The sequence below is a fragment of the Caballeronia sp. LjRoot34 genome, assembly GCF_964253815.1.
In the GTDB taxonomy this organism is placed as follows: Bacteria; Pseudomonadota; Gammaproteobacteria; order Burkholderiales; family Burkholderiaceae; genus Caballeronia.
The window spans coordinates 3,774,317-3,796,803 of record NZ_CAXUSB020000001.1 but is presented as its reverse complement, the minus strand read 5'-3'; the positions used below and the strand labels follow the sequence as shown (position 1 = coordinate 3,796,803).

General features: G+C 60.5%; 18 protein-coding genes and 1 rRNA gene. 17 read left to right on the top strand and 2 right to left on the bottom strand.

The genetic code is table 11. From position 1 onward, the window contains the following. The first annotated feature begins 101 nt into the window (after positions 1-101). Positions 102-214, top strand: a 5S ribosomal RNA gene (rrf, locus tag ACSQ36_RS16995). 419 nt (positions 215-633) lie between these two features. Here the strand turns inward: rrf and ACSQ36_RS16990 are convergent. Beyond that, complete coding sequence (locus ACSQ36_RS16990; RefSeq protein WP_436182788.1) at positions 634-1,845, bottom strand: M20 aminoacylase family protein; 1,212 nt, start codon at positions 1,843-1,845, stop codon at positions 634-636. Between the two features lie 168 nt (positions 1,846-2,013). Between ACSQ36_RS16990 and ACSQ36_RS16985 the strand changes: the two genes are divergently transcribed. Further along, a complete protein-coding gene (locus ACSQ36_RS16985; RefSeq protein WP_436182787.1) occupies positions 2,014-4,095 on the top strand; it encodes a molybdopterin-containing oxidoreductase family protein in 2,082 nt (693 codons plus the stop codon). A 177-nt stretch (positions 4,096-4,272) separates the two neighbouring features. Continuing rightward, a complete protein-coding gene (locus ACSQ36_RS16980; protein ID WP_436182786.1) occupies positions 4,273-5,946 on the top strand; it encodes a long-chain fatty acid--CoA ligase in 1,674 nt (557 codons plus the stop codon). 7 nt (positions 5,947-5,953) lie between these two features. Here ACSQ36_RS16980 and ACSQ36_RS16975 read toward each other — a convergent pair whose 3' ends face one another. Further along, positions 5,954-6,253, bottom strand: coding sequence for a hypothetical protein (locus tag ACSQ36_RS16975; protein ID WP_436182785.1), 300 nt, complete (start codon positions 6,251-6,253; stop codon positions 5,954-5,956). A gap of 276 nt (positions 6,254-6,529) precedes the next feature. Here ACSQ36_RS16975 and coq7 point away from each other — a divergent pair, with 276 nt between their 5' ends. The 14 genes from coq7 (at position 6,530) to ACSQ36_RS16905 (ending at position 22,481) form a co-directional block, all read left to right on the top strand. Further along, positions 6,530-7,189 (top strand): 2-polyprenyl-3-methyl-6-methoxy-1,4-benzoquinone monooxygenase, encoded by a 660-nt coding sequence (gene coq7 / locus ACSQ36_RS16970; protein WP_436182784.1) that lies wholly within the window; start codon positions 6,530-6,532, stop codon positions 7,187-7,189. A 398-nt stretch (positions 7,190-7,587) separates the two neighbouring features. Then, a complete protein-coding gene (gene mraZ, locus ACSQ36_RS16965) occupies positions 7,588-8,016 on the top strand; it encodes a division/cell wall cluster transcriptional repressor MraZ (RefSeq protein ID WP_436182783.1) in 429 nt (142 codons plus the stop codon). A 28-nt stretch (positions 8,017-8,044) separates the two neighbouring features. Continuing rightward, positions 8,045-9,010 (top strand): 16S rRNA (cytosine(1402)-N(4))-methyltransferase RsmH, encoded by a 966-nt coding sequence (gene rsmH / locus ACSQ36_RS16960; protein WP_436182782.1) that lies wholly within the window; start codon positions 8,045-8,047, stop codon positions 9,008-9,010. Further along, on the top strand, positions 9,007-9,351 hold the full coding sequence (gene ftsL, locus ACSQ36_RS16955; protein ID WP_213767336.1) for a cell division protein FtsL: 345 nt from the start codon (positions 9,007-9,009) through the stop codon (positions 9,349-9,351). The genes rsmH and ftsL overlap by 4 nt, the downstream gene beginning before the upstream one ends. After that, positions 9,348-11,213, top strand: a complete 1,866-nt coding sequence (locus tag ACSQ36_RS16950; RefSeq protein ID WP_213767335.1) for a peptidoglycan D,D-transpeptidase FtsI family protein — start codon at positions 9,348-9,350, stop codon at positions 11,211-11,213. The genes ftsL and ACSQ36_RS16950 overlap by 4 nt, the downstream gene beginning before the upstream one ends. Continuing rightward, positions 11,210-12,751 (top strand): UDP-N-acetylmuramoyl-L-alanyl-D-glutamate--2,6-diaminopimelate ligase, encoded by a 1,542-nt coding sequence (locus tag ACSQ36_RS16945; RefSeq protein WP_436182781.1) that lies wholly within the window; start codon positions 11,210-11,212, stop codon positions 12,749-12,751. Before ACSQ36_RS16950 ends, ACSQ36_RS16945 begins: the two co-directional genes overlap by 4 nt. Beyond that, positions 12,748-14,160, top strand: a complete 1,413-nt coding sequence (locus ACSQ36_RS16940; RefSeq protein WP_436182780.1) for a UDP-N-acetylmuramoyl-tripeptide--D-alanyl-D-alanine ligase — start codon at positions 12,748-12,750, stop codon at positions 14,158-14,160. Before ACSQ36_RS16945 ends, ACSQ36_RS16940 begins: the two co-directional genes overlap by 4 nt. A gap of 15 nt (positions 14,161-14,175) precedes the next feature. Then, positions 14,176-15,345 (top strand): phospho-N-acetylmuramoyl-pentapeptide-transferase, encoded by a 1,170-nt coding sequence (gene mraY, locus ACSQ36_RS16935; protein WP_089162472.1) that lies wholly within the window; start codon positions 14,176-14,178, stop codon positions 15,343-15,345. A 30-nt stretch (positions 15,346-15,375) separates the two neighbouring features. Further along, positions 15,376-16,887 (top strand): UDP-N-acetylmuramoyl-L-alanine--D-glutamate ligase, encoded by a 1,512-nt coding sequence (gene murD / locus ACSQ36_RS16930; RefSeq protein ID WP_436182779.1) that lies wholly within the window; start codon positions 15,376-15,378, stop codon positions 16,885-16,887. Next, positions 16,884-18,221, top strand: a complete 1,338-nt coding sequence (gene ftsW, locus ACSQ36_RS16925; RefSeq protein ID WP_213767331.1) for a putative lipid II flippase FtsW — start codon at positions 16,884-16,886, stop codon at positions 18,219-18,221. The genes murD and ftsW overlap by 4 nt, the downstream gene beginning before the upstream one ends. Beyond that, on the top strand, positions 18,218-19,363 hold the full coding sequence (gene murG / locus ACSQ36_RS16920; RefSeq protein ID WP_436182778.1) for an undecaprenyldiphospho-muramoylpentapeptide beta-N-acetylglucosaminyltransferase: 1,146 nt from the start codon (positions 18,218-18,220) through the stop codon (positions 19,361-19,363). The genes ftsW and murG overlap by 4 nt, the downstream gene beginning before the upstream one ends. Next, a complete protein-coding gene (gene murC / locus ACSQ36_RS16915) occupies positions 19,360-20,772 on the top strand; it encodes a UDP-N-acetylmuramate--L-alanine ligase (RefSeq protein WP_436182777.1) in 1,413 nt (470 codons plus the stop codon). The genes murG and murC overlap by 4 nt, the downstream gene beginning before the upstream one ends. Then, positions 20,769-21,716 carry a D-alanine--D-alanine ligase gene (locus tag ACSQ36_RS16910; RefSeq protein WP_436182776.1) on the top strand — a complete coding sequence of 316 codons (948 nt, stop codon included), beginning with the start codon at positions 20,769-20,771 and terminating at the stop codon, positions 21,714-21,716. The genes murC and ACSQ36_RS16910 overlap by 4 nt, the downstream gene beginning before the upstream one ends. Before the next feature lie 12 nt (positions 21,717-21,728). After that, positions 21,729-22,481, top strand: coding sequence for a cell division protein FtsQ/DivIB (locus tag ACSQ36_RS16905; RefSeq protein ID WP_213767327.1), 753 nt, complete (start codon positions 21,729-21,731; stop codon positions 22,479-22,481). The last annotated feature ends 6 nt before the right edge of the window (positions 22,482-22,487 follow it).

Sequence of the window (22,487 nt, the reverse complement as noted above, 5' to 3'; positions counted from 1 at the left end):
CAACACCAGTAATAACGAGGCGTGCTCAACACATGCACTCGACTACTTCTTCCCCAGATTGGTTGTGATGGCCTTAACCCCCACCACAACACCCCTTTATGCCTGATGACCATAGCGAGTCGGTACCACCCCTTCCCATCCCGAACAGGACCGTGAAACGACTCCACGCCAATGATAGTGCGGATTCCCGTGTGAAAGTAGGTAATCGTCAGGCTCCTCATCTGTTGCTCGTAACCTGTGCAGCTAAACAAAAACCCCACCCCACAAAGGTGGGGTTTTTGCGTTTCTGAACACCGCTTCATACAACTCGCATCCCAACACCACAACACATCGGCTTACGCGTTCTTCAACACGCAATACAGCAACCCATGAACGCGTATCGCTGCGGACTATAACGGTGCCGTGACTTCAGCGCATATACACGGCCTACACGGCCTATTTACGGCGTTTCAGCAGAAACACACTCTGCGCGAACCGAATCAAATCACTCTCGATCACGCGGCAAAGCAAAGCGCCCTCAAAACGCTGATTCGATAGCCAAAACATAACTAAAACACGCCCGCCCGCTACAAACAAAATGCGCCCACTTCTCAAAGAGGTGGACGCATCGGCGTTAACCGCGATTTAACTCATTCAGCGCGTCGCCTGATCCTCTCCAGCAGTCAGAAACTTTTCTGCAAGCCGCACCCAATACGTTGATCCAACCGATAACAGCGCGTCGTTGAAATCGTAGCTTGCGTTGTGAAGCGTGCAAGGTCCCAATCCGTGTCCAGTTTCACGATGCGACCCTTCGCCATTTCCCAAAAACGCATAGCAGCCTGGCTTCTCGAGCAGCATGAAAGCGAAGTCCTCGGCGCCCATCGTAGGTTCGACGGAAGCATTGACGTTCTCCTTTCCCACTACCGCAGCCATCACCGACGCCGCGAAGCGCGTCTGCTCAGCGTCGTTGATCGTGGGCGGATAGTTGCGATGAAAGTCGATGGAAACGTCGCACTCGTACGCAGCAGCAGTCGCCTCCGCAATCGCCCGCATCCGGCGCTCGATCAAATCGAGTGTCTCGACGGTAAATGTTCGCACTGTGCCCCCGAGCCAGGCGTCATCGGGGACAACGTTCGACGTGTCTCCAGCATGAATCTGCGTGATCGAAAGGACGGCGGTGTCGATGGGTTTCTTGCTGCGCGTGATGATCCCTTGCAGCCCGTTAGCAATCTGAACCGCGGTGAATACCGGGTCGTGCCCATTGTGTGGCAACGCCGCGTGCGAGCCGATACCCTTGATATTGATGCGAAATTCGTTGCTCGATGCCATGATCGGGCCCGGGGTGACACCGAAATGACCCGCAGGAATACCCGGCCAGTTGTGGATGCCGAACACGGCATCGACGGGAAATTGTTCGAACAGCCCGTCCTCGATCATCGCCTTGGCGCCCGCTCCACCTTCCTCGGCCGGCTGGAAGATGAACACGATGGTCCCGTCGAACTTGCCGTACGTAGCCAGATGTTTCGCCGCCCCCAACAACATGGCGGTATGGCCGTCGTGGCCGCACGCGTGCATGCGGCCCTCGTTTTGGGATCGATGTCCGAACGTGTTGATTTCGGTAATAGGCAATGCGTCCATGTCGGCGCGCAGGCCCACGCATCGCTTACCCGAACCCCGTTTCAATACCCCGACGACGCCGGTTTTGCCCATGCCGCGATGTACTTCCAAGCCCCATTGTTCGAGATTGTCGGCGACTAGTTTTGCCGTGCCGACTTCTTCGTAACGCAATTCGGGATGCGCATGGATCGTTCGTCGCAGCGCTTTGATTTCCTCGTGCGACGCTTCGATTTCTGGAATCAGATTCATGAAACTGGCCTCGGTTTGAAAAATTAACGTTGCGCGTGCTTTCGTCCGCGTCGATCGCACCATTCTACGCCCGCGATTATTTATCGAGATACGAGACGGCGGCCCCGGTCGACCGTAATAAAATGATGCAATCTGTCCGCTTTTTGCTCGTTCCCACCGGATATCCGCATGAATGCTCCCGCCGAATTCGCTCGTGCTGTCTGTCCGCACGATTGTCCCGACACCTGTGCGATGCGCGTCACGGTCAAGGACGGCCGCGCTATCAAGGTGACCGGCGACCCGGATCATCCGCCCACACAAGGCGTGCTGTGCACGAAAGTGTCGCGCTATGCCGAACGGACACATCATCGAGATCGGTTACTCACGCCAATGCGGCGCGTTGGTCCGAAGGGCTCGGGCCGTTTCGAAACACTCAGCTGGGATGACGCGCTGAAATTCGCCGCGGAGCGCCTGAATGAAATCGCGGCCCGTGCGCCCGAAGCCATCTTGCCCTATAGCTACGCGGGCACGATGGGCTTGGTGCAAGGTGAGAGCATTGCTGCGCGCTTCTTCAATGTGCTCGGCGCGTCGCGTCTGGACCGGACTATCTGCGCTGCTGCCGGCGCCGCGGGCTTGCGTTACACGTATGGCGGAAGTCTCGGCATGCATACCGAGTATTTCGAGGAAAGCGAACTGATCCTGATCTGGGGATCGAATTCGATCGCCTCGAATCTGCACTTCTGGACGCGCGCACAGGAAGCCAAGCGCCGGGGTGCGCGGTTGATTGCCATCGATCCTTATCGCTCGCTGACGGCTGAAAAATGCCACCAGCACATCGCGTTGAAACCGGGCACTGACGGCGCGCTGGCGCTCGGCATGATGAACGTGATGATCGGTGAAGGGCTGATCGATCAGGCGTACATCGGCGCCTACACGCTCGGCTTCGATCAACTCAAGGCGCGTGCCGAAGCTTATCCGCCGGGGCGTGTCGCGGAAATATGCGGGATCGAAGAGCAGGTTGTGATCGATCTCGCGCGGGCTTTCGGATCGACGAAAAAAGCATCGATACGCCTCAACTACGGCATGCAGCGCGTGCGAGGCGGGGGCAATGCGGTTCGCGCGATCGCTTGTCTGCCTTCGCTTACTGGTGCATGGCGCGAGCGGTCGGGGGGCTTGCTGCTGTCGTCGTCGAGTTGGGCGCCAGTCGATGTCAACGCGCTCGAACGGCCGGACTTGATGCCGGGATGGCCGTCGAAGCTGCCGCGCATGGTGAACATGAACGCTATTGGCGACGCGTTGCTGCACGCTGGCGACGCGAGCTTCGGCCCGAAAGTCGAAGCGCTGATCGTCTACAACTCGAACCCGGTCGCCGTCGCACCGGATTCCGCGAAGGTCGCGGCAGGGTTCGCGCGGGAGGATCTGTTCACGATCGTGCTCGAACATTTCCAGACCGATACCGCCGATTACGCCGACCTCATCTTGCCGGCGACCACGCAGCTCGAGCATCTCGATGCCCACAAGTCATACGGCCACACGCACGTGATGGCGAACTTGCCGGCTATCGCTCCGGTGGGTGAGTCGCGGCCAAACACGGAGATTTTCCGCGGCCTGGCCAGAGCGATGGGGCTGACGCATCCGGCGCTATTTGAAAGCGATGAAGAGCTGGCATCGAAGGCATTCCGCTGGAACGATCCCGCGCTGGCCGGCGTGACCTGGGACACGCTGAAGACAACAGGCTGGGCGCAGCTCAAGCTGGCGGAGGCGCCGTTCGCCGAGGGCGGTTTCCACACGCCATCGGGGAAATGCGAATTTTTCAGTGAGCGCTTGCAACGTGCCGGGCTGGAACCGGTGCCCGATTACCTGCCGCCGTACGAATCGGCAGAATACGCGCCGGCACTCGCCGCACGTTATCCGCTCGCGATGATCTCGCCGCCCGCACGGAACTTCCTCAACAGCAGCTTCGTCAACGTGGAAAGCCTGCGATCGACGGAGGGTGAACCGCATCTCGACATGCATCCCGCCGATGCCCACGCTCGCCAGATCATCGAAGGCGAACTGGTGCGTGTATTCAACGACCGCGGGTCGATGCAGGCGCGCGTGCGCGTCACCGATCGCGCGCGTGAAGGCGTAGTGGTGGGGTTATCGGTATGGTGGAAGAAACTCGCGCCGGATGGCTGCAACGCCAACCAGGTGACGAGTCAAGCGCTGACGGATCTGGGCGGCTCCGCCACATTTTACGATTGTCTCGTGGAGGTCGAGGCGGCTTACTGAGTTGAGAAAACGAGGTAAGCAAAATTGCGTGGAAGCCAGCAGGCGTAAGGGGAAGCACGGGCCGGTGAGATTGGAAGCTGGCGTCTAACCCGGTTGTCGGAATGCGATCGAGCGGCTACGATGCGCTACGGACAAATTTCGCACGACCATTCTAAAATCATACAAAGGAGACGCCGTATGGAAAAAATTTGGCTGAAGTCCTATCCGGCAGGCGTGCCCGAGGAAATCGATGCGACTCAGTACAATTCGCTTTCCGACCTATTGGAAGAAAGTTTTCGCGAACATCGCAGCAAACACGCGTTTGTCTGTATGGGCAAGGCGATCACCTATGGCGAACTCGACACGCTGTCCAGCCGGCTAGCGGCGTGGTTCCAGTCGCGCGGGCTTAAGACCGGCGCACGCGTCGCAATCATGATGCCGAACGTGCTGCAGTACCCGGTCGCGATTGCCGCCATTTTGCGCGCGGGTTATGTCGTTGTGAACGTCAATCCGCTCTACACGCCGCGCGAACTCGAGCATCAATTGAGGGATTCGGGAGCCGAGGCAATCGTCGTGCTCGAGAACTTCGCGCATACCGTGCAGGCCGTCGTGAAAAACACCGCGATCAAGCACGTGGTGGTGGCGTCGATGGGCGACCTGATGGGCGCGAAAGGCGTGATCGTCAACTTCGTCGTGCGGCGTGTGAAGAAGTTGGTGCCGGCGTGGAGTCTCCCCGGCCATGCGAGTTTCAACGCAGCCCTTCGAGAAGGTGCACGCGAAACGCTCAAACCCATCAAGCAAGGTCCCGACGACATCGCTTTTCTCCAGTACACAGGTGGCACGACAGGTGTAGCGAAGGGCGCGATGCTGTTGCATCGGAACCTGATTGCGAACGTCTTGCAGTCCGAAGTCTGGCTCGAACCTGGACGTAAGAGCCGGCCGGACATCGATCAATTCGTGACCGTCGTGGCGCTGCCGCTTTATCACATCTTCGCGCTGACCGTTTGCGGCTTTCTGACCCTGCGCACGGGCGGCCTGGGTATCCTGATTCCGAATCCGCGCGATATCCCCGGCACGATCAAGGAGCTGAAAGGCTTCCAGATCAACACGTTTCCCGCCGTGAACACCCTGTATAACGCGCTGCTGAACAATCCGGAATTCGCCAAGCTTGATTTTTCCAAGCTGATCGCGGCGAACGGCGGCGGCATGGCCGTGCAGGAAGCTGTGGCCAAGCGATGGTTCGAGGTCACCGGTTCGCCGATTATCGAAGGTTATGGGTTATCCGAAACATCTCCCTGCGTGACGTGCAATCCGGTGACCGCTACGGAATACACCGGCACGATCGGCTTGCCGTTCCCCTCCACCGAACTGGCCATCCGCGACGACGACAACAACGACATGCCGCTTGGCCAGCCCGGCGAGATCTGCATTCGCGGTCCGCAGGTGATGGCGGGTTACTGGAACCGTCCCGATGAGACGGCGAAAGTGATGACCCCCGACGGTTTCTTCAAGTCGGGTGACGTCGGCATCATGGACGAACGCGGATACGTGAAGATCGTAGACCGCAAGAAGGACATGATCCTGGTGTCGGGCTTCAACGTGTACCCGAATGAGATCGAGGATGTGGTGGCGAAGCTTCCGGGCGTCTTCGAAGTGGCGGCCGTCGGCGTGAAGGATGCGACCTCGGGCGAAGCGGTCAAACTGTTTGTCGTTCGCCGCGATCCGCATTTGACCGAAGCCGATGTGATGGCCTTCTGTAAAGAACGGTTGACGGGCTACAAGCGGCCGCGCGTGATCGAGTTCCGGACGGAATTGCCGAAGAGTAATGTCGGCAAGATATTGCGCCGTGAGTTGCGCGACGGCAACGCCTGAACACGGATCAACTGCCGAAGAGTGAAATAAACAGCAGGCCTTCGCATCGCAAGATGTGGAGGCTTTTTTCAGTGTATGCATCGAAGCCGACTCGATCCAGCCCGGTCAGCACGAAAAAAAGGCGCCCGAAGGCGCCTTTCAAGACAACTACGTTATTACGACTTATTAGAACGTGTGACGGATGCCGGCCAGCGCGGTGATCGGGTTCTGCGTTGACGCTGGCGATAGGCCGTTGATATTGGCCACAGCGAGAAGCGACTTTTTCGCTGATGATCTCCACAGTGTTGAAACTGTTTGGCAAGGTCACTGTTCTTGGCGCCAGTGTGTTGACGTCCCCGCCGGGTACTTCAAAATCAAAGTTGAACGTAATGTAACAAAGAGGCCTTTAGTGACAAAGCAAAAGCCGACGGTCAATTACCCGCATGTGACGTTTACGCAACATGCGGTAAAATCCAGGTTTCCGACATATTTACGACCCGTATCTGCCCTAATTACGCGTTTTAAAGTGTAGATAATTTGTTAGTTGGACGATCGGTCTCCGCCCGGTCAAGATCGCTCAGGAGATCGAAACAGGAGTTATGAAATGACACTCGATGAACTGATCTCTGAGTTCGATCGTGGACTACGGTCGATGACCGGCGTATCCCGGATGTCACGCCCCATACCCGAGGCGCCTCCGGTTCAAGTGGACATTGCTGAGCCTCCCGCTGACGTAGCGGATACAGCATTGAGCGCGGAAGAGAAGGCGCATTCGGCGGCGTTGATGCGCGTGAATCACGTTGGCGAGGTGTGCGCGCAGGCGCTGTATCAGGCGCAAAAGCTCGCGACCAAGTCGACCACGTTGAAGCGCGGCTTCGAGGAAGCTGCGCGCGAGGAAGAAGACCACCTGGCGTGGACTATGCAGCGTTTGCGCGATCTCGACTCACGGCCCAGCCTGCTCAACCCATTGTGGTATGGCGGGTCGCTGGCGCTGGGGTTTATCGCGGGAAGGTTTGGTGACCGGGTCAGTCTGGGGTTCATGGCAGAAACCGAGCGTCAGGTGGAGAAGCACCTGAACAGCCATATGACGAGTCTGCCCGTGAACGACCACGCATCACGCGCGATCGTCGAGCAAATGCGTTCGGATGAAGCCGCGCATGCCGCCGCGGCCATCAACGCTGGCGGCGTCGAATTGCCGTTTCCGGTGCGGGCGCTGATGCGCGCGACATCGAAGGTCATGACCCGCACGGCGTACTATATTTAATCAATCACGCATCTCGCCGAATCCGGCGGGATGCGCTCTCACTTCTCTCCTGTTTCTGCGTTCCATCTGACCCGCAATTCCTCGCGCGGGCCTTCGCGGAACAAAACCATCCCCTAGTCGTTGTCCGTCATTTCACGTACTACCTTCACATTCGCCACTACATCATTCATTCATAACGCTTTTCGAAATTTCACCCTACTTTAGCGGTCTGCGCTAAGTCATTGTTCTAACAAACAAATTTAGTCAAAAAATGCCAGATCGTATTGACCGGCGAAATGCCTTCCTCTACAGTGGGAAATGGTGTGAGAAAGTGTATTTTTGTGTGATTCAGAGAGCATTTTCAGGCATATTCCAACAAAGTCGTGACGCGCCGCCGTGGCGTGAAGAGGAGAGGGCGAGTGTTCCAAGGGGCTTCGGCGCTGTCGCTCGATGCGAAAGGACGGATGTCCGTCCCGTCTCGCTATCGGGAAGCGCTGCAAGGACAGGCAGAAGGCCGGGTTACGCTCACCAAGAGCCCGGATGGATGCCTGTTGCTCTTTCCTCGCCCTGAGTGGGAAATCTTTCGCTCGAAAATCGCTGCACTCCCTATGGACGCAATCTGGGTTCGCCGGATCTATCTCGGCAACGCCATGGATGTCGAGCTCGATAGCGCTGGACGGGTATTGGTGTCGCCGGAATTACGCGCGGCGGCATCGCTGACTAAAGAAGTGACGTTGCTCGGAATGGGTAACTACCTGGAAGTGTGGGACACAGTGACTTACTCCGAGAAGGAAAAAGCGGCAATGGCGCAAGGCATGCCCGACGCGCTGAAGAATTTTACGTTTTGACGCGGCGCTAAAGAACATGGCCCCTGCGATGAAAAATGAATTGCAGCATCGCACGGTGCTGCTGGATGAGGCGGTAGATGGGCTCGTCACGCGTGTTGACGGTACTTATATAGATGGAACGTTTGGACGGGGCGGCCATAGCCGTCTGATCCTGACGAAGCTGGCGGAAGGCGGCCGGCTCATTGCCTTCGACAAAGACCCGTTGGCTATTGCTACAGCGGCGCAGATTCAGGATTCAAGATTTTCCATTGTGCATGAGAGTTTCGCCTCGTTAGCCGATGCCGCTGCCGAGCGAGGAGTAGGGAAAGTGTCGGGCGTGTTGCTGGATCTGGGGGTGTCGTCGCCGCAAGTGGACGATCCGGATCGCGGCTTCAGTTTCAGGGCCGACGGCCCGCTCGACATGCGGATGGACCCGAGCCGTGGCGAATCCGCCGCGGAATGGCTGGCACGGGCAACGGTGCAGGAACTGACGGAGGTGATTAAAGATTATGGGGAAGAACGGTTTGCTTTTCAGATTGCAAAGGCGCTTGTTGCTCGCCGGGCAGAGTCCGACCGTCTTGGGCCTCTCGTCACCACGGGCGAGCTTGCCCAAATCGTGGGTCATGTCGTCAAAACCCGTGAGAAGGGTAAGGATCCGGCAACCCGCACCTTTCAGGCTATACGGATTCACATCAATCAAGAGCTTGCGGAGCTGCAAGTAGTTCTGGACGCAGCATTGGCGTTGTTGGAGCAAGGGGGGCGCCTCGTCGTGATCAGCTTTCATTCGCTCGAGGACCGGATCGTCAAACGTTTCATGCAGGCCCACGCAAGCGGGCCTGTGATCGACCGCCGCCTGCCGATTCGTGCCGTCGACCTCCCCAGTCCGCCACTCAAGCTGATTGGCCGTGTGTTTGCGTCTGACGCGGAAGTCGCGGCGAACCCGCGCGCGCGCTCCGCTGTCATGCGGATTGCCGAACGTATTACTGAGCAGCCTAGCGGGCAGGCGGCGCCATGAACCGTCTCAACATCTTCCTGCTGATCGTTGTGCTCGGTTGCGCGCTGTCCGCGGTGAACGCCTCGAACAAGCAAAGGCAGATTTTTATCAATGTGCAGCGGGCGCAGTCGGAAGAGCGCCAGTTGCAGCAGGATTTTTCGCAGCTTCAATATCAGCAGAGCGCGTTGTCGAAAACTTCGCGCATCGAGCAGTTGGCTACTACGTCCCTGAAAATGCTGCCCGTCACCACGGGCCGCACGCAATATCTGAACTATGACCCGGCGACGTCGAAGGCCACGGACGCGCCGTTGCCTGCGCCCGTTCCGGCGTCGGCTCCTCCCGCACGCGGGGTGAAACGATGAAACCGTCGCCAAAGAAAAACAAGGGCGTCGCCTTCACGCCCAATCCCATCCTCTCGGTGCGCCTCCCCATGTGGCGCTCGAAGCTCGTCGTGTTCATGCTGTTCATGGCGTTCGTCGCGCTCGCGGGGCGTGCGTTCTGGATCCAGGGTCCGGGCAACGCGTTCTTCAAGAAGCAGGGTGAAAGCCGCTATCAGCGCACGCTCGAAATGCCGGCCACGCGCGGCCAGATCAAGGACCGCAACGGCCTCGTGCTCGCGACCAGCCTGCCGGTGAAGGCGATCTGGGCAATCCCCGAAGCCGTTCCCGACGATCTCGGCGCCGACAAGCTCGGCGAGCTCGCCACGCTGCTCGATATGTCGCCGAAGGAATTGCGCGCGAAGCTCTCCATGGACAAGACCTTTGTCTATGTGAAGCGCCAGGTGTCGATCGAGGTCGCGCAGAAAGTTACGGCGCTGGACATCCCCGGGATTTATTCGCGTGGTGAATACAAGCGCTTTTATCCGGAAGGCGAGATCACGGCACATCTGATCGGCTTTACTAATATTGAAGACAAGGGTCAGGAAGGCGTCGAACTGGGCGATCAGGGCATTCTCGCCGGTACGCCGGGCATGCGTCGGGTGATCAAGGACCGGATGGGGCACATCGTCGAGGATGTGGACGAGCAAGTCGTGCCGCATGACGGCGAGGACGTGGAGTTGTCCATTGACAGCAAGATCCAGTACATCGCGTACACGAACCTGAAAGCCGCCGTGGAGAAGTTCAAGGCGAAGGCGGGTGCGGCGATCGTGATCGACGTGAAGACGGGCGAGGTGCTCGCGCTTGTCAATTATCCAACCTATAACCCGAACGACCGCTCGCGCATGACCGGCGAGCAATTGCGTAACCGGATCATGACGGACACGTTCGAGCCGGGCTCGATCATGAAGCCGTTCACCATTTCGCTGGCGCTCGATCTGCATCGGGTCACGCCGAATACGCTGGTGGATACCGGCAACGGTTCGTTCGTGCTCGACGGCGCGCGAATTACCGACGACTCGGGGTTCGGCGTGCTGACCGTGGGCGGCGTGATCCAGAAGTCGAGCAACATTGGCGCGACCAAGATCGCGATGCAGTTGAAGCCTGAAGAGATGTGGAACATGTATACGAGCATCGGGCTCGGGCAGGCGCCGAAAGTGGGCTTCCCGGGCGCGGTGTCGGGCCGGCTGCGGCCCTGGAAAAGCTGGCGCCGGATCGAACAGGCGACCATGTCGTATGGCTATGGCCTGTCGGCGTCGCTGTTCCAGTTGGCGCGCGCGTACACGGCCATCGCGCATGACGGGCAAGTGCTGCCGGTATCCATTTTCCGGACGCCGGGCGACGCGCCCGTGACGGGGCCGCAAGTGTTTGCGCCGACCACCGCGCGTGAAGTGCGCGCCATGCTCGAAATGGTGACGGCGAAGGGCGGCACGTCGCCGGATGCGGCCGTGCCGGGGTATCGCGTGGGGGGTAAGTCGGGTACGGCGTACAAGCACGCAGGACGTGGCTACGATAAATCTCGGTATCGCGCATCGTTTGTCGGCATGGGACCCATGCCTGATCCGCGCATCGTGGTGGCGGTTTCGGTCGATGAACCGACGGCCGGCAGCCACTTTGGCGGCCAGGTGTCGGGGCCGGTGTTCTCGGCAATCGTCGGGGACACGCTGCGTTCGTTGAACGTACCGCCGGACATGGCGGTGAAGCAGATGGTGGTGTCCGATGACCCCGCCTCCAGCACGCCCGCCACCGACATCAAGAAGCCGGACGGGACGAATACGAACACGAATCCGCCGAAGAAGCTGAAGGTATCGACGAACTCGAAGAATCACCCGGGAGTCGTCCGATGAGCGGCCTGGATTTGGTCAAGCAGCAGGCGCAGATCGCGAAAGCGGTTGAGTGGTTGCGGGCGCACGTGGACGCCGGCGCGCAATTGCATGCCGACTCGCGTTCGCTGAAACCCGGTGACGTGTTTTTTGCCTACGCCGTGGATGGCGCGGATAGCCGTCCTTTTATTGATACTGCATTCGAAAAGGGCGCCGCTGCCGTGCTGTATCAGCCGGAGAATTTCACCGGCAAGCCGGACGCGTCGCGTGCATTCGCGGTCAAGGCGCTGAATGAACTGGCCGGGCCGATTGCATCGGGGTGGTACGGCGACCCCACCGATTCCATGCTGGTCGCGGGCGTAACCGGCACGAACGGCAAGACGTCGTGCAGCCATTGGCTGGCAACGGCGCTGTCGGCGTTGGGCAAGCCGTGTGCGGTGGTCGGTACGCTCGGCAGCGGCATGCCGGGCAAGCTCGTGCATTCAGGTTTCACGACGCCGGACGCGCCACAACTGCAACGCACGTTTGCCCAATTCAAGACCGGCGGCGCGAAGGCCGTGGCCATGGAAGTGTCGTCGCATGCGCTGCATCAGGGCCGCGTGAATGGCACGAAGTTCGACATCGCGATCTTCACGAATCTCACGCAGGATCATCTGGACTATCACGGCACGTTCGCCGCGTACGAAGCGGCGAAGGCGAAGCTGTTCGCGTGGCCGGCTTTGAAAGCCGCTGTCATCAATCGCGACGATCCGGCTGGTCAGCGTTTGATTGCATCGTGTCACGGCAGGACGCGAACGATTGCGTACGGCATCGAAAACGGCGCCGGAGCCGAAGTCAAAGCCGACGCGTTGCTGCTTGCCAGCCGCGTGCGCGCAACCACGAAGGGCACAGCGTTCCACCTGAGTTCCGACTGGGGCGACGCGGACGTGGAAGTGGCGACGCTCGGCGAGTTCAATGTGAGCAACCTGCTCGGCGTGCTGGGTGCGTTGCTGGCGGCGCAGATTCCGCTCGACGCCGCGCTTGCGCAGATCGCGAAACTCGAGCCGGTGAATGGACGGATGCAACGTCTCGGTGGCCGTTTGCAGAACGATGAGCCGCTGGTGGTGATCGACTATGCGCATACGCCGGACGCCCTCGAGAAAACGCTGGCAGCGCTGCGGCCAATCGCCGAAGCGCGAGGCGGTCAACTGATCTGCATGTTCGGTTGCGGCGGCGATCGTGACGCGACCAAGCGTCCGCTGATGGGCGCCATTGCCGAGAAGAATGCGGATCACGTCGTGATTACCAGCGACAACCCCCGCGGCGAAGATCCGCTTGCGATCATCGATCAGGTTGCGGCGGGCTTTCAGGACGCGTCGAAAGCGCGCCGCATAGAAGACCGCGCGAGCGCGATTCTCCAGGCGATCCGCATGGCGGCGCGCGAGGACGTGGTCGTGCTGGCCGGCAAGGGTCACGAAGCCACGCAGGAAATCATGGGAAAAAAGCGCGTTTTCTCCGATCAGGATCACGCACGTCTGGCGCTTGCCGCTCGCGCCACGCAAGCACGCGGAGGTGGCGAATGACGCTCTTCACACTACGCGACGCCGCGTTGCAGATTCCGGGTGCGATCGTTATCGGCGATGAAAACGTCGCGTTCGACCGGGTATCAACCGATAGCCGCACGGCGGGTCCGGGTGATCTGTTCATCGCGATCAAGGGCGATCGTTTCGATGCCCACACGTTCCTGCCGCAAGTGGCGCAGCGCGGCATTGCGGCGGCGTTGATCACGCACGCGCCGGCCAATTTCACTGTGCCCGCGATCAAGGTCAAGGACACACGCGTGGCGCTCGGCGCATTGGCCCACGGCTGGCGCAAGCGCTTTACGATTCCGCTGATTGCAGTCACCGGCAGCAATGGCAAGACTACGGTCAAAGAAATGATCGCGTCGATCCTCGCGGCGGCCGTGGGCGAAAGCGCGCGGCTCGCGACGGCGGGCAATTTCAATAACGACATCGGCTTGCCGTTGACGTTGTTTCGCCTGAACGAGACGCACAAGCTGGCGGTCATCGAACTCGGCATGAATCATCCGGGCGAAACTGAAACGCTCGGCAAGATCGCCGCGCCGACGGTCGCGGTCGTCAACAACGCGCAACGCGAGCATCAGGAATTCATGGCGACGGTGGAAGCGGTCGCGCTGGAACATGCGTCGGTGATTCACGCGCTGGCCGCCAACGGCACGGCTGTTTTCCCCGCCGACGATAAATACGCCAGCATCTGGCGCGTCGCCGCGACGGGCAATCCGATTCTGGATTTCGCGTTGCATACGGACGCGTCGCAAAGCGAAGCGGCGGTGACCGGCAAGCTGGTTGGCGCGACGCTTGAGATCAGCACGCCGCAAGGCTCGCTCGAAGTCGCGTTGCAAGTACTGGGCGAACACAACGCGCGCAACGCGTTGGCGGCTACGGCTGCCGCTATTGCCGCGAGCGTTTCACTCGATGCCGTCAAGCGCGGGCTCGAAGCTTTTAAACCGGTAAAGGGCCGCCTGCAAGTGAAGCACGCGGTGCTCAAGCCGATCGAAGGCGCGACTGTTATCGACGATACGTACAACTCGAATCCCGACTCCATGCGCGCGGCTATCGACGTGCTCGCGTCGCAACCGTCACCGCGCGTGCTGGTGATGGGCGACATGGGCGAAGTCGGCGACCAGGGCCCGGCGTTTCATCGCGAGGTGGGTGCTTACGCGGCGCAACGGGGTATCGATGTGCTTTATGCACTTGGCGACGCCAGCATCGATTCAAGCAAAGCGTTCGGCCCGACAGGACAGCATTTCACCGATATCACCTCGCTCATTGCGGCACTCACCGGCGCCGGCTTCGGACCCGACGCCACGTTTCTCGTGAAAGGCTCGCGCTTCATGCAGATGGAACGCGTGGTGGACGCCGTGACGAGTCCACACCAACCCGCAGCGGGCAAAACGCCCGCTGCGCACTGAAGAAGAAGGACCAGCATGCTACTCGCACTCGCGCAATGGCTTCAGAATGACGCCAGTTTTCTGCGCGTGTTTACCTACCTCACGTTCCGCGCAGTCGGCGCGACGATCACGGCGTTGTTCGTCGGCCTCGTTTGCGGTCCGTGGGTGATTAGAAAATTGACGTCGTTGAAGGTCGGTCAGGCCGTGCGTACGAACGGCCCGCAAACGCATTTGGTGAAGTCCGGCACGCCGACCATGGGTGGCGTGCTGATCCTGTTGGGCATCGCGTTTTCCACCTTGCTCTGGGCTGACCTGACCAATCGCTTCGTGTGGATCGTGATGCTCGTCACGTTCGGTTACGGCGTGATCGGCTGGGTCGATGACTACCGCAAGGTCGTGCATAAAGACCCGCGCGGAATGTCGTCGCGGGAAAAGTATTTCTGGCAATCGGTGATCGGTTTGTTCGCCGCCGTGTATCTCGCGTTCAGCGTGTCGGAGGCGAACAACGCGCGCGTGTTCGATCTGTTCATGGCGTGGGTGCGAAGCGGTCTGTCGATGGGTTTGCCCGCGCGTGCGGACTTGATGCTGCCGTTCCTCAAATCGATCAGCTATCCGCTCGGCACGTGGGGTTTCATCGCGATGACGTATCTGGTGATCGTCGGTTCGAGCAACGCGGTGAATCTCACCGATGGCCTCGACGGTCTCGTCATCATGCCGGTCGTGCTGGTGGGCGCATCGCTGGGCGCGTTTGCTTATGTGATGGGTAGCTCGGTGTACTCGAAGTACTTGTTGTTCCCGCACATTCCCGGGGCCGGCGAGTTATTGATCTTTTGTTCTGCAATGGGGGGCGCGGGGCTCGCGTTTCTCTGGTACAACACGCACCCCGCGCAAGTCTTCATGGGCGATGTCGGCGCACTCGCGCTAGGCGGCGCGCTCGGGACCATCGCCGTGATCGTGCGGCAGGAAGTCGTGTTGTTCATCATGGGCGGCGTGTTCGTCGCGGAAACGGTGTCCGTGATGATGCAGGTGAGCTATTTCAAGTACACGAAAAAACGCTTCGGCGAAGGGCGGCGCATCTTCAAGATGGCGCCGCTGCATCACCATTTCGAGTTGTCGGGATGGAAGGAAACGCAGGTGGTCGTGCGCTTCTGGATCATCACGCTGATGTTGTGTCTGTTCGGTTTGTCGACGCTGAAGTTGCGTTGATTTTTAGTTGGCCAGGAAAAAGGTAAAGCGATGTTTGGCGAGAAGTTCTTCGATCGGCAAAGTCCGATGGTGCTTGTGCTGGGGCTCGGTGAATCCGGCCTCGCGATGACGCGTTGGTGCGCGCGTCACGGGTGCCGTCTGCGCGTGGCCGATACCCGCGCCACGCCGCCGAACCTGTCGGAGCTCGCTGTGCATGGCATCGATGCGGAGTTTGTCGGCGGTGAATTCACGCCGGCGCTGCTCGATGGCGGTATCGAAATTGTTGCAATCAGCCCGGGACTGTCGCCTCTGGCTGATGATTTGAGGCCGCTCCTCGACGCCGCGCGGGAACGCGGCGTCCCTGTGTGGGGCGAGCTGGAATTGTTCGCGCAAGCGTTGAAGTCGCTTGGCGCGAACGGCTATGCGCCGAAGGTGATCGCCATTACGGGCACCAACGGCAAGACCACGACGACCGCGCTGACTGGGCTGTTGTGTGAACGTGCCGGCAAGACCGTGGCGGTGGCGGGAAACATCAGCCCGGCGATGCTGGACAAGTTGAGTGAAGCAATCGACAACACTGCGCTGCCCGATGTCTGGGTGCTGGAGTTGTCGAGTTTTCAGCTTGAGACGGCACACTCGTTCGCGCCGGACGCTGCTGCTGTGCTGAATATCACGCAGGATCATCTGGACTGGCACGGCGGCCTTGACGCTTACGCTGCAGCAAAGGGCCGCATCTTTGGTGAAAAGACCGTGCGCGTGTTGAATCGCGATGACGCTCGGACGATGGCGCTGGGATCGGGAAATCCCGCGCTGGTGGTCACGTTCGGCCTGAACGAGCCGAAGCGTCTCGGCGATTACGGCCTGCTGCGCGAGAACGGTATCGCGTGGCTGGCGCAAGGCAACGACCGCGACCTTAGCGATGAACCCGCGCCCACGCGCCGGCGTAAAAGCGATGTCGCCGCTGAGCCGAATGTGTATTCGAAACGCCTGATGCCCGTCGATGCGCTGCGCGTTCGCGGTTTGCATAACGCAGCGAATGCGCTGGCTGGTTTGGCGCTTGCAAGGGCGATCGATTTGCCGCTTGCTTCGCTGTTGCATGGCTTGCGTGAATACCAGGGCGAGCCGCATCGCGTGGAAGTGATCGCGCAAATAGAAGGCATTGATTTCGTCGATGACAGCAAAGGCACGAACGTCGGCGCGACCGTCGCGGCGCTCGATGGCCTGGCGCAAAAGACGCTGCTGATCGCTGGCGGTGACGGCAAGGGCCAGGATTTTTCGCCGCTCGCAGCGCCCGTCGCGCGTTGGTGCCGGGCCGTGATGCTGATTGGCCGCGATGCCCCGCGCATTCGTGAGGCGCTGGCGGACACGGACGTACCGATGCACGACCACGCAACGCTCGAAGCCGCCACGCAGGCCGCAGCGCTTCTGGCCCAGCCTGGCGACGCGGTATTGCTGTCGCCCGCGTGCGCCAGCTTCGACATGTTTAAAAACTACGGACATCGGGCGGACGTATTCCGGCAAGCGGTGGCCGACATTGCGGCAGATCGGGGAGTGATGCTATGAGCTGGTCCGAACGTTTTGGCTCGAAACTGACCGGTCAACGCAACGCCGTTGCCAACGACAGCGCCACGCTCGGCGGCCGCACCTCGCGTACGGACCGCACGGGCGGCGCGGGTGGGCTTGGCGGCCTCGGTGCGCGCGTGGCCGAACGCACGAGTGGCATTTCGAGCGCGGTCAACGGCGTGACGCCTATCCGTTCGCGCATGCTCGACTATGACTACTCGCTGCTGTGGGTGACGATCGCGTTGCTCGGGCTCGGTATCGTGATGGTGTATTCAGCTTCCATCGCCATGCCGGATTCGCCGAAATATGCGCAGTACCACGACTATTTCTTCCTGGTGCGCCATCTTGTGTCGATAGCAACGGCCGTCGTGGCCTCGATTATCGCGTTCAAGATTCCGGTGTCCACGTGGGACAAGTACGCGGCGAAGTTCTTCCTGTTCTCGCTGTTCCTGCTGGTGATCGTGCTGATTCCGCACATCGGCAAGGGTGTGAACGGGGCGCGTCGATGGATACCGCTCGGCATCACGAATATGCAGCCGTCGGAAATCATGAAGCTCGCCGTGACCATCTACGCGGCCAACTACACGGTGCGCAAGCAGGAGTTCATGAACAGCATCGGCCGTGGCTTTTTGCCGATGGCTGTTGCCGTCGGTTTCGTCGGCGCGCTGCTGCTGCTCGAGCCGGACATGGGCGCGTTCATGGTGATCGCGGTCATCGCGATGGGCGTGCTGTTCCTCGGCGGCGTGAACGCCAAGCTGTTCGGCGGCCTGGTTGCAACGGCCGTTGGCACATTCGCGTTGCTGGTGTGGGCATCGCCGTGGCGTCGTGAACGGATCTTCGCTTACCTCGATCCGTGGGACGACCGCTATGCACAAGGCAAGGCATACCAGTTGACGCACTCGCTGATCGCGTTCGGTCGCGGCGAATGGTTCGGCGTGGGATTGGGCGGCAGTGTCGAGAAGCTCAACTATCTGCCGGAAGCGCACACCGACTTTATCCTCGCGGTGATCGGCGAGGAACTCGGGTTCGTGGGCGTGCTGATCGTGATCCTGCTGTTCTACTGGATCGTGCGGCGCGCGTTCGAAATCGGCCGTCAGGCGCTCGCGCTCGATCGCACTTTTGCCGGTTTGATGGCAAAGGGTATTGGCCTCTGGTTTGGCGCGCAGACCTTCATCAATATGGGCGTGAACCTCGGTCTCTTGCCGACCAAAGGCTTGACGTTGCCACTGGTGAGCTATGGCGGTTCGGGCATCTTGCTGAATTGCGTCGCACTGGCGGTACTCATGCGCGTGGACTACGAAAACCGGGTGCTCATGCGCGGAGGCAAGGTATGACGGTTTCGACGTCGCCGCGCGCAGGCACGCTGATGGTGATGGCCGGCGGCACCGGGGGACACGTATTCCCGGGGCTCGCGGTCGCTCACTGGATGCAGGCGCGCGGCTGGCGTGTCGTGTGGCTCGGCAATGCGTCGGGCATAGAAGCGACGCTTGTGCCGAAGCACGGTATCGCGATGGAGTACGTGCGCTTCGGAGGTGTGCGGGGCAAGGGCATCAAGACGAAGCTGATGCTGCCGGTGAACTTGCTGCGCGCATGCTCGCAAAGTCTGCACGCGCTGCGTAAGGTGAAGCCGGATGTGGTGCTCGGCATGGGCGGATACATCACGTTTCCGGCGGGTTTGATGTCGAAGCTGAGCGGCACGCCGCTCGTGCTCCACGAACAGAATTCAATCGCGGGACTGGCGAACAAGGTCCTCGCGCATGTGGCCAAACGCGTGCTGGTCGCGTTCCCGAATGCGCTGCCGAATGCTGAATGGACCGGAAATCCAATTCGTGCGGAACTTAGCGAAGCATTGCCACCCAAAGAACGCTACGCCGCGCGGAATGTAGCTGCTGATGCGCGTCTTAACGTTCTGGTCGTCGGGGGGAGTCTGGGTGCAGCCGCTTTGAATGAAACCGTACCGAACGCGCTCGCATTGCTCGACCCCGCGATGCGTCCGCGCGTCGTGCATCAGGCGGGCGCGAAGCATATTGATGCGTTGAAAGCGAACTATGCGGCAGCGGGTTTATCGGCGGATGACGATGTTCAACTGGTGCCGTTTATCGACGATATGGCGAGCGCCTATGCCGCAGCGGATCTCGTGATCTGCCGCTCGGGCGCGATGACCGTATCGGAGATCGCGGCCGTTGGCGTGGCGGCGTTGTTCGTGCCGTTCCCCTTCGCCGTCGATGACCACCAGACCACCAACGCCGCGTTCCTCGCTAATGCGGGCGCGGCCCACTTAATACAACAGCGCGATTTGTCGGCGGAAAAGCTCGCTGGCTGGTTGCGTGAACAGACTCGCGAGACGCTGGCCTCGATGGCCGTGAAAGGTCGCGCCCTGGCGAAACCCGACGCGGCTGAACGCGTCGGCCGGGTCTGCGCCGATGTAGCCGGCTTGAGCGCGCTGATACAAGCGCCGAAGGAAATCCAGCCATGAAACATATCGTCAAACACATTCACTTTGTCGGCATCGGCGGCGCGGGGATGAGCGGCATTGCGGAGGTGTTGCTCAACCTTGGCTATCAGGTCAGCGGCTCGGATCTGACGAGCAACGGCGTGACCGATCGCCTCTCCACGCTGGGTGCTCGCGTGGCGATCGGGCATCGGGAAGAGAACATCGACGGCGCGAATGCCGTGGTCGTGTCCACCGCCGTGCGCTCCGATAACCCCGAAGTGCTGGCCGCGCGCCATCGCCGGATTCCGATCGTGCCGCGCGCCGTGATGCTCGCGGAGCTGATGCGCCTGAAGCAGGGCATCGCGATTGCCGGCACGCACGGCAAGACCACGACCACGTCGCTGGTGGCAAGCGTGCTGGCCGCGGGCGGGCTTGATCCAACTTTCGTGATCGGCGGTCGTTTGATCAGCGCGGGCGCGAATGCGCGACTGGGGACGGGCGATTTCATCGTGGCTGAAGCCGATGAATCGGATGCGTCGTTCCTGAACCTGTTCCCGGTGATCGAAGTCATCACGAACATCGATGCCGATCACATGGACACCTACGGCCATGACTTCGCGCGGCTGAAGCAGGCGTTTATCGAATTCACGCATCGGCTGCCGTTCTACGGCATTGCGGTGCTGTGCGTGGACGATCCGAACGTGCGCGAAATTTTGCCGTTCGTATCGAAGCCGATCATCCGATACGGCCTCGGCGCCGAAGCGCAAGTGCGCGCGGTGAACGTGGAAGCGCGGGACGGCAAGATGCATTTCACGACGTTGCGTGAAGACGCGACGCCGTTGGACATCGTGTTGAATCTGCCGGGCACGCACAACGTGCAGAACGCGCTGGCTGCTATTGCGATTGCGACTGAACTTGAAGTCTCCGATGCCGATATCCAGAGGGCACTCCAGGAATTTACCGGCGTAGGCCGGCGTTTTCAGCGCTACGGCGAAGTGAACGTGAAAGCGTCCGAAGGCGGCGCCTACACGCTGATTGACGACTACGGTCATCACCCGGTCGAAATGGCCGCGACGGTCGCGGCGGCGCGCGGCGCATTTCCTGGCCGTCGTCTCGTGCTGGCGTTCCAGCCGCATCGATACACGCGCACGCGCGATTGCTTCGAAGACTTCGTGCGGGTGTTATCGACCGTCGACGCCCTCGTGCTCACCGACGTCTACGCGGCAGGCGAAGCGCCGATCGTCGCCGCCGATGGCCGCGCGTTAGCGCGTGCGATTCGTGTGGCGGGAAAAGTGGAGCCGGTGTTTGTCGAAACGGTGGATGAGATGCCGGACGCGATTGCCACGCTGGCACGCAATGGCGACGTGGTGATCACGATGGGCGCCGGTTCTATCGGCGGCGTATGCGCTCGGCTGACGACGCAAGTTCAGGATTCGAAGGTTTTGAAATGACGAGCAACGCAATCGACCCCAAGGTGTTTGGCAAAGTGGCCGTGCTGCTTGGCGGGGAAACGGCTGAGCGCGAGGTATCGCTGAATTCGGGGCGTCTCGTGCTGCAGGGATTACGCGATGCAGGCATCGACGCGCAGCCGTTCGATCCGGCGGAACGGCCGCTGGCCGAGTTGAAGTCCGAAGGGTTTGCGCGCGTGTTTATCGCGTTGCATGGCGGGTATGGCGAGAACGGCCAGTTGCAGGGCGCGCTCGATTTCTACGGCATCAAGTACACGGGTAGCGGTGTGCTCGGTTCGGCGCTCGGCCTTGATAAATTCCGCACGAAGCTTGTTTGGCAACAAACCGGCGTGCCCACGCCGCCGTTCGAAGTCGTGATGCGCGGCGATGACTACGAAGCCGCGGCGCAGAAGATTATTCCGAAGCTTGGTTTGCCGCTGTTCGTGAAACCGGCGAGCGAAGGATCGAGCGTTGCCGTGATCAAGGTGAAGAGCGCGGAAACGCTGGTGCCGGCGCTGATCGAAGCGGCGAAGTTCGACAAGATCGTTTTGGTCGAGAAAAGCATTGAAGGCGGCGGTGAATACACGTGCTGTATCGCGGGCGACCTGGATTTGCCGATCATCAAGATCGTGCCGGCCGGCGAGTTCTACGACTACAACGCGAAGTACATCGCCGACGACACGCAGTACCCGATTCCCTGCGGCCTCACGCCCGCCGACGAAGCGCGCATGAAGGTACTCTCACGCCGCGCGTTCGATGTGCTGGGCTGCACCGACTGGGGCCGCGCCGATTTCATGATGGACGGTGACGGCAATCCGTACTTCCTGGAAGTGAACACCGCGCCGGGCATGACGGACCACTCGCTGCCACCGAAAGCGGCGCGTGCAGTCGGGATTAGCTACAAGGACCTGGTGGTGAAGGTGTTGTCGTTGACATTGCAGGATTAGACGTAAAAAGACATGTGGAATAACGCTCGCCAACTGAACCTCACGGCCAACGCACTGCACGTATTGCTCGTGTTCGTGCTGCTGGCGGCCGCCGGTTACTGGGCGATCCAGCGGCCGGAGTTCCGCCTGCGCGAGATCCAGATTGACGGCGACACGTTGCACATCAATTCACCGACCGTGCGCGCGAGCGTGGTGGGACATTTGAAGGGCAACTACTTCACTGTCGATCTCGACGCGGCACGCACCGCGTTCGAACAGATGCCGTGGGTACGCCACGCGAGCGTGCGGCGCGTGTGGCCGAATGCGCTGGCGGTCACGCTTGAAGAATTCAAGCCGCTTGGCACGTGGGGTACGGATCAACTGGTGAGTGTGGACGGCGATCTGTTCACGGCGAACCAGGGCGAGCTCGATGACGACCTGCCCGCGTTCGAAGGGCCGGATGGATCGGCGAAAGAAGTGGTGGCGCGCTATCACGATTTCACGAAGTGGTTCGCTCCGCTCGACGCGCATCCGGAAGAAGTCATCTTGTCGCCGCGATATGCGTGGACAGTGAAGCTTTCGAACGGGACGCAGATCGAATTGGGGCGCGAGCGCAATCAGGATACGTTGTTTGATCGCAGCCGACGGTTCGTGGCGGCGTGGTCGGCGGTGACGGGGCGGTGGGGAAATGACATCGAGTACGCGGATTTGCGCTATCCGAACGGCTTTGCGATCAAGGCCGCCGGCATGCGCTTTATCAGCGACACCGACAAAGCGAAGAAGTAAGCAGAC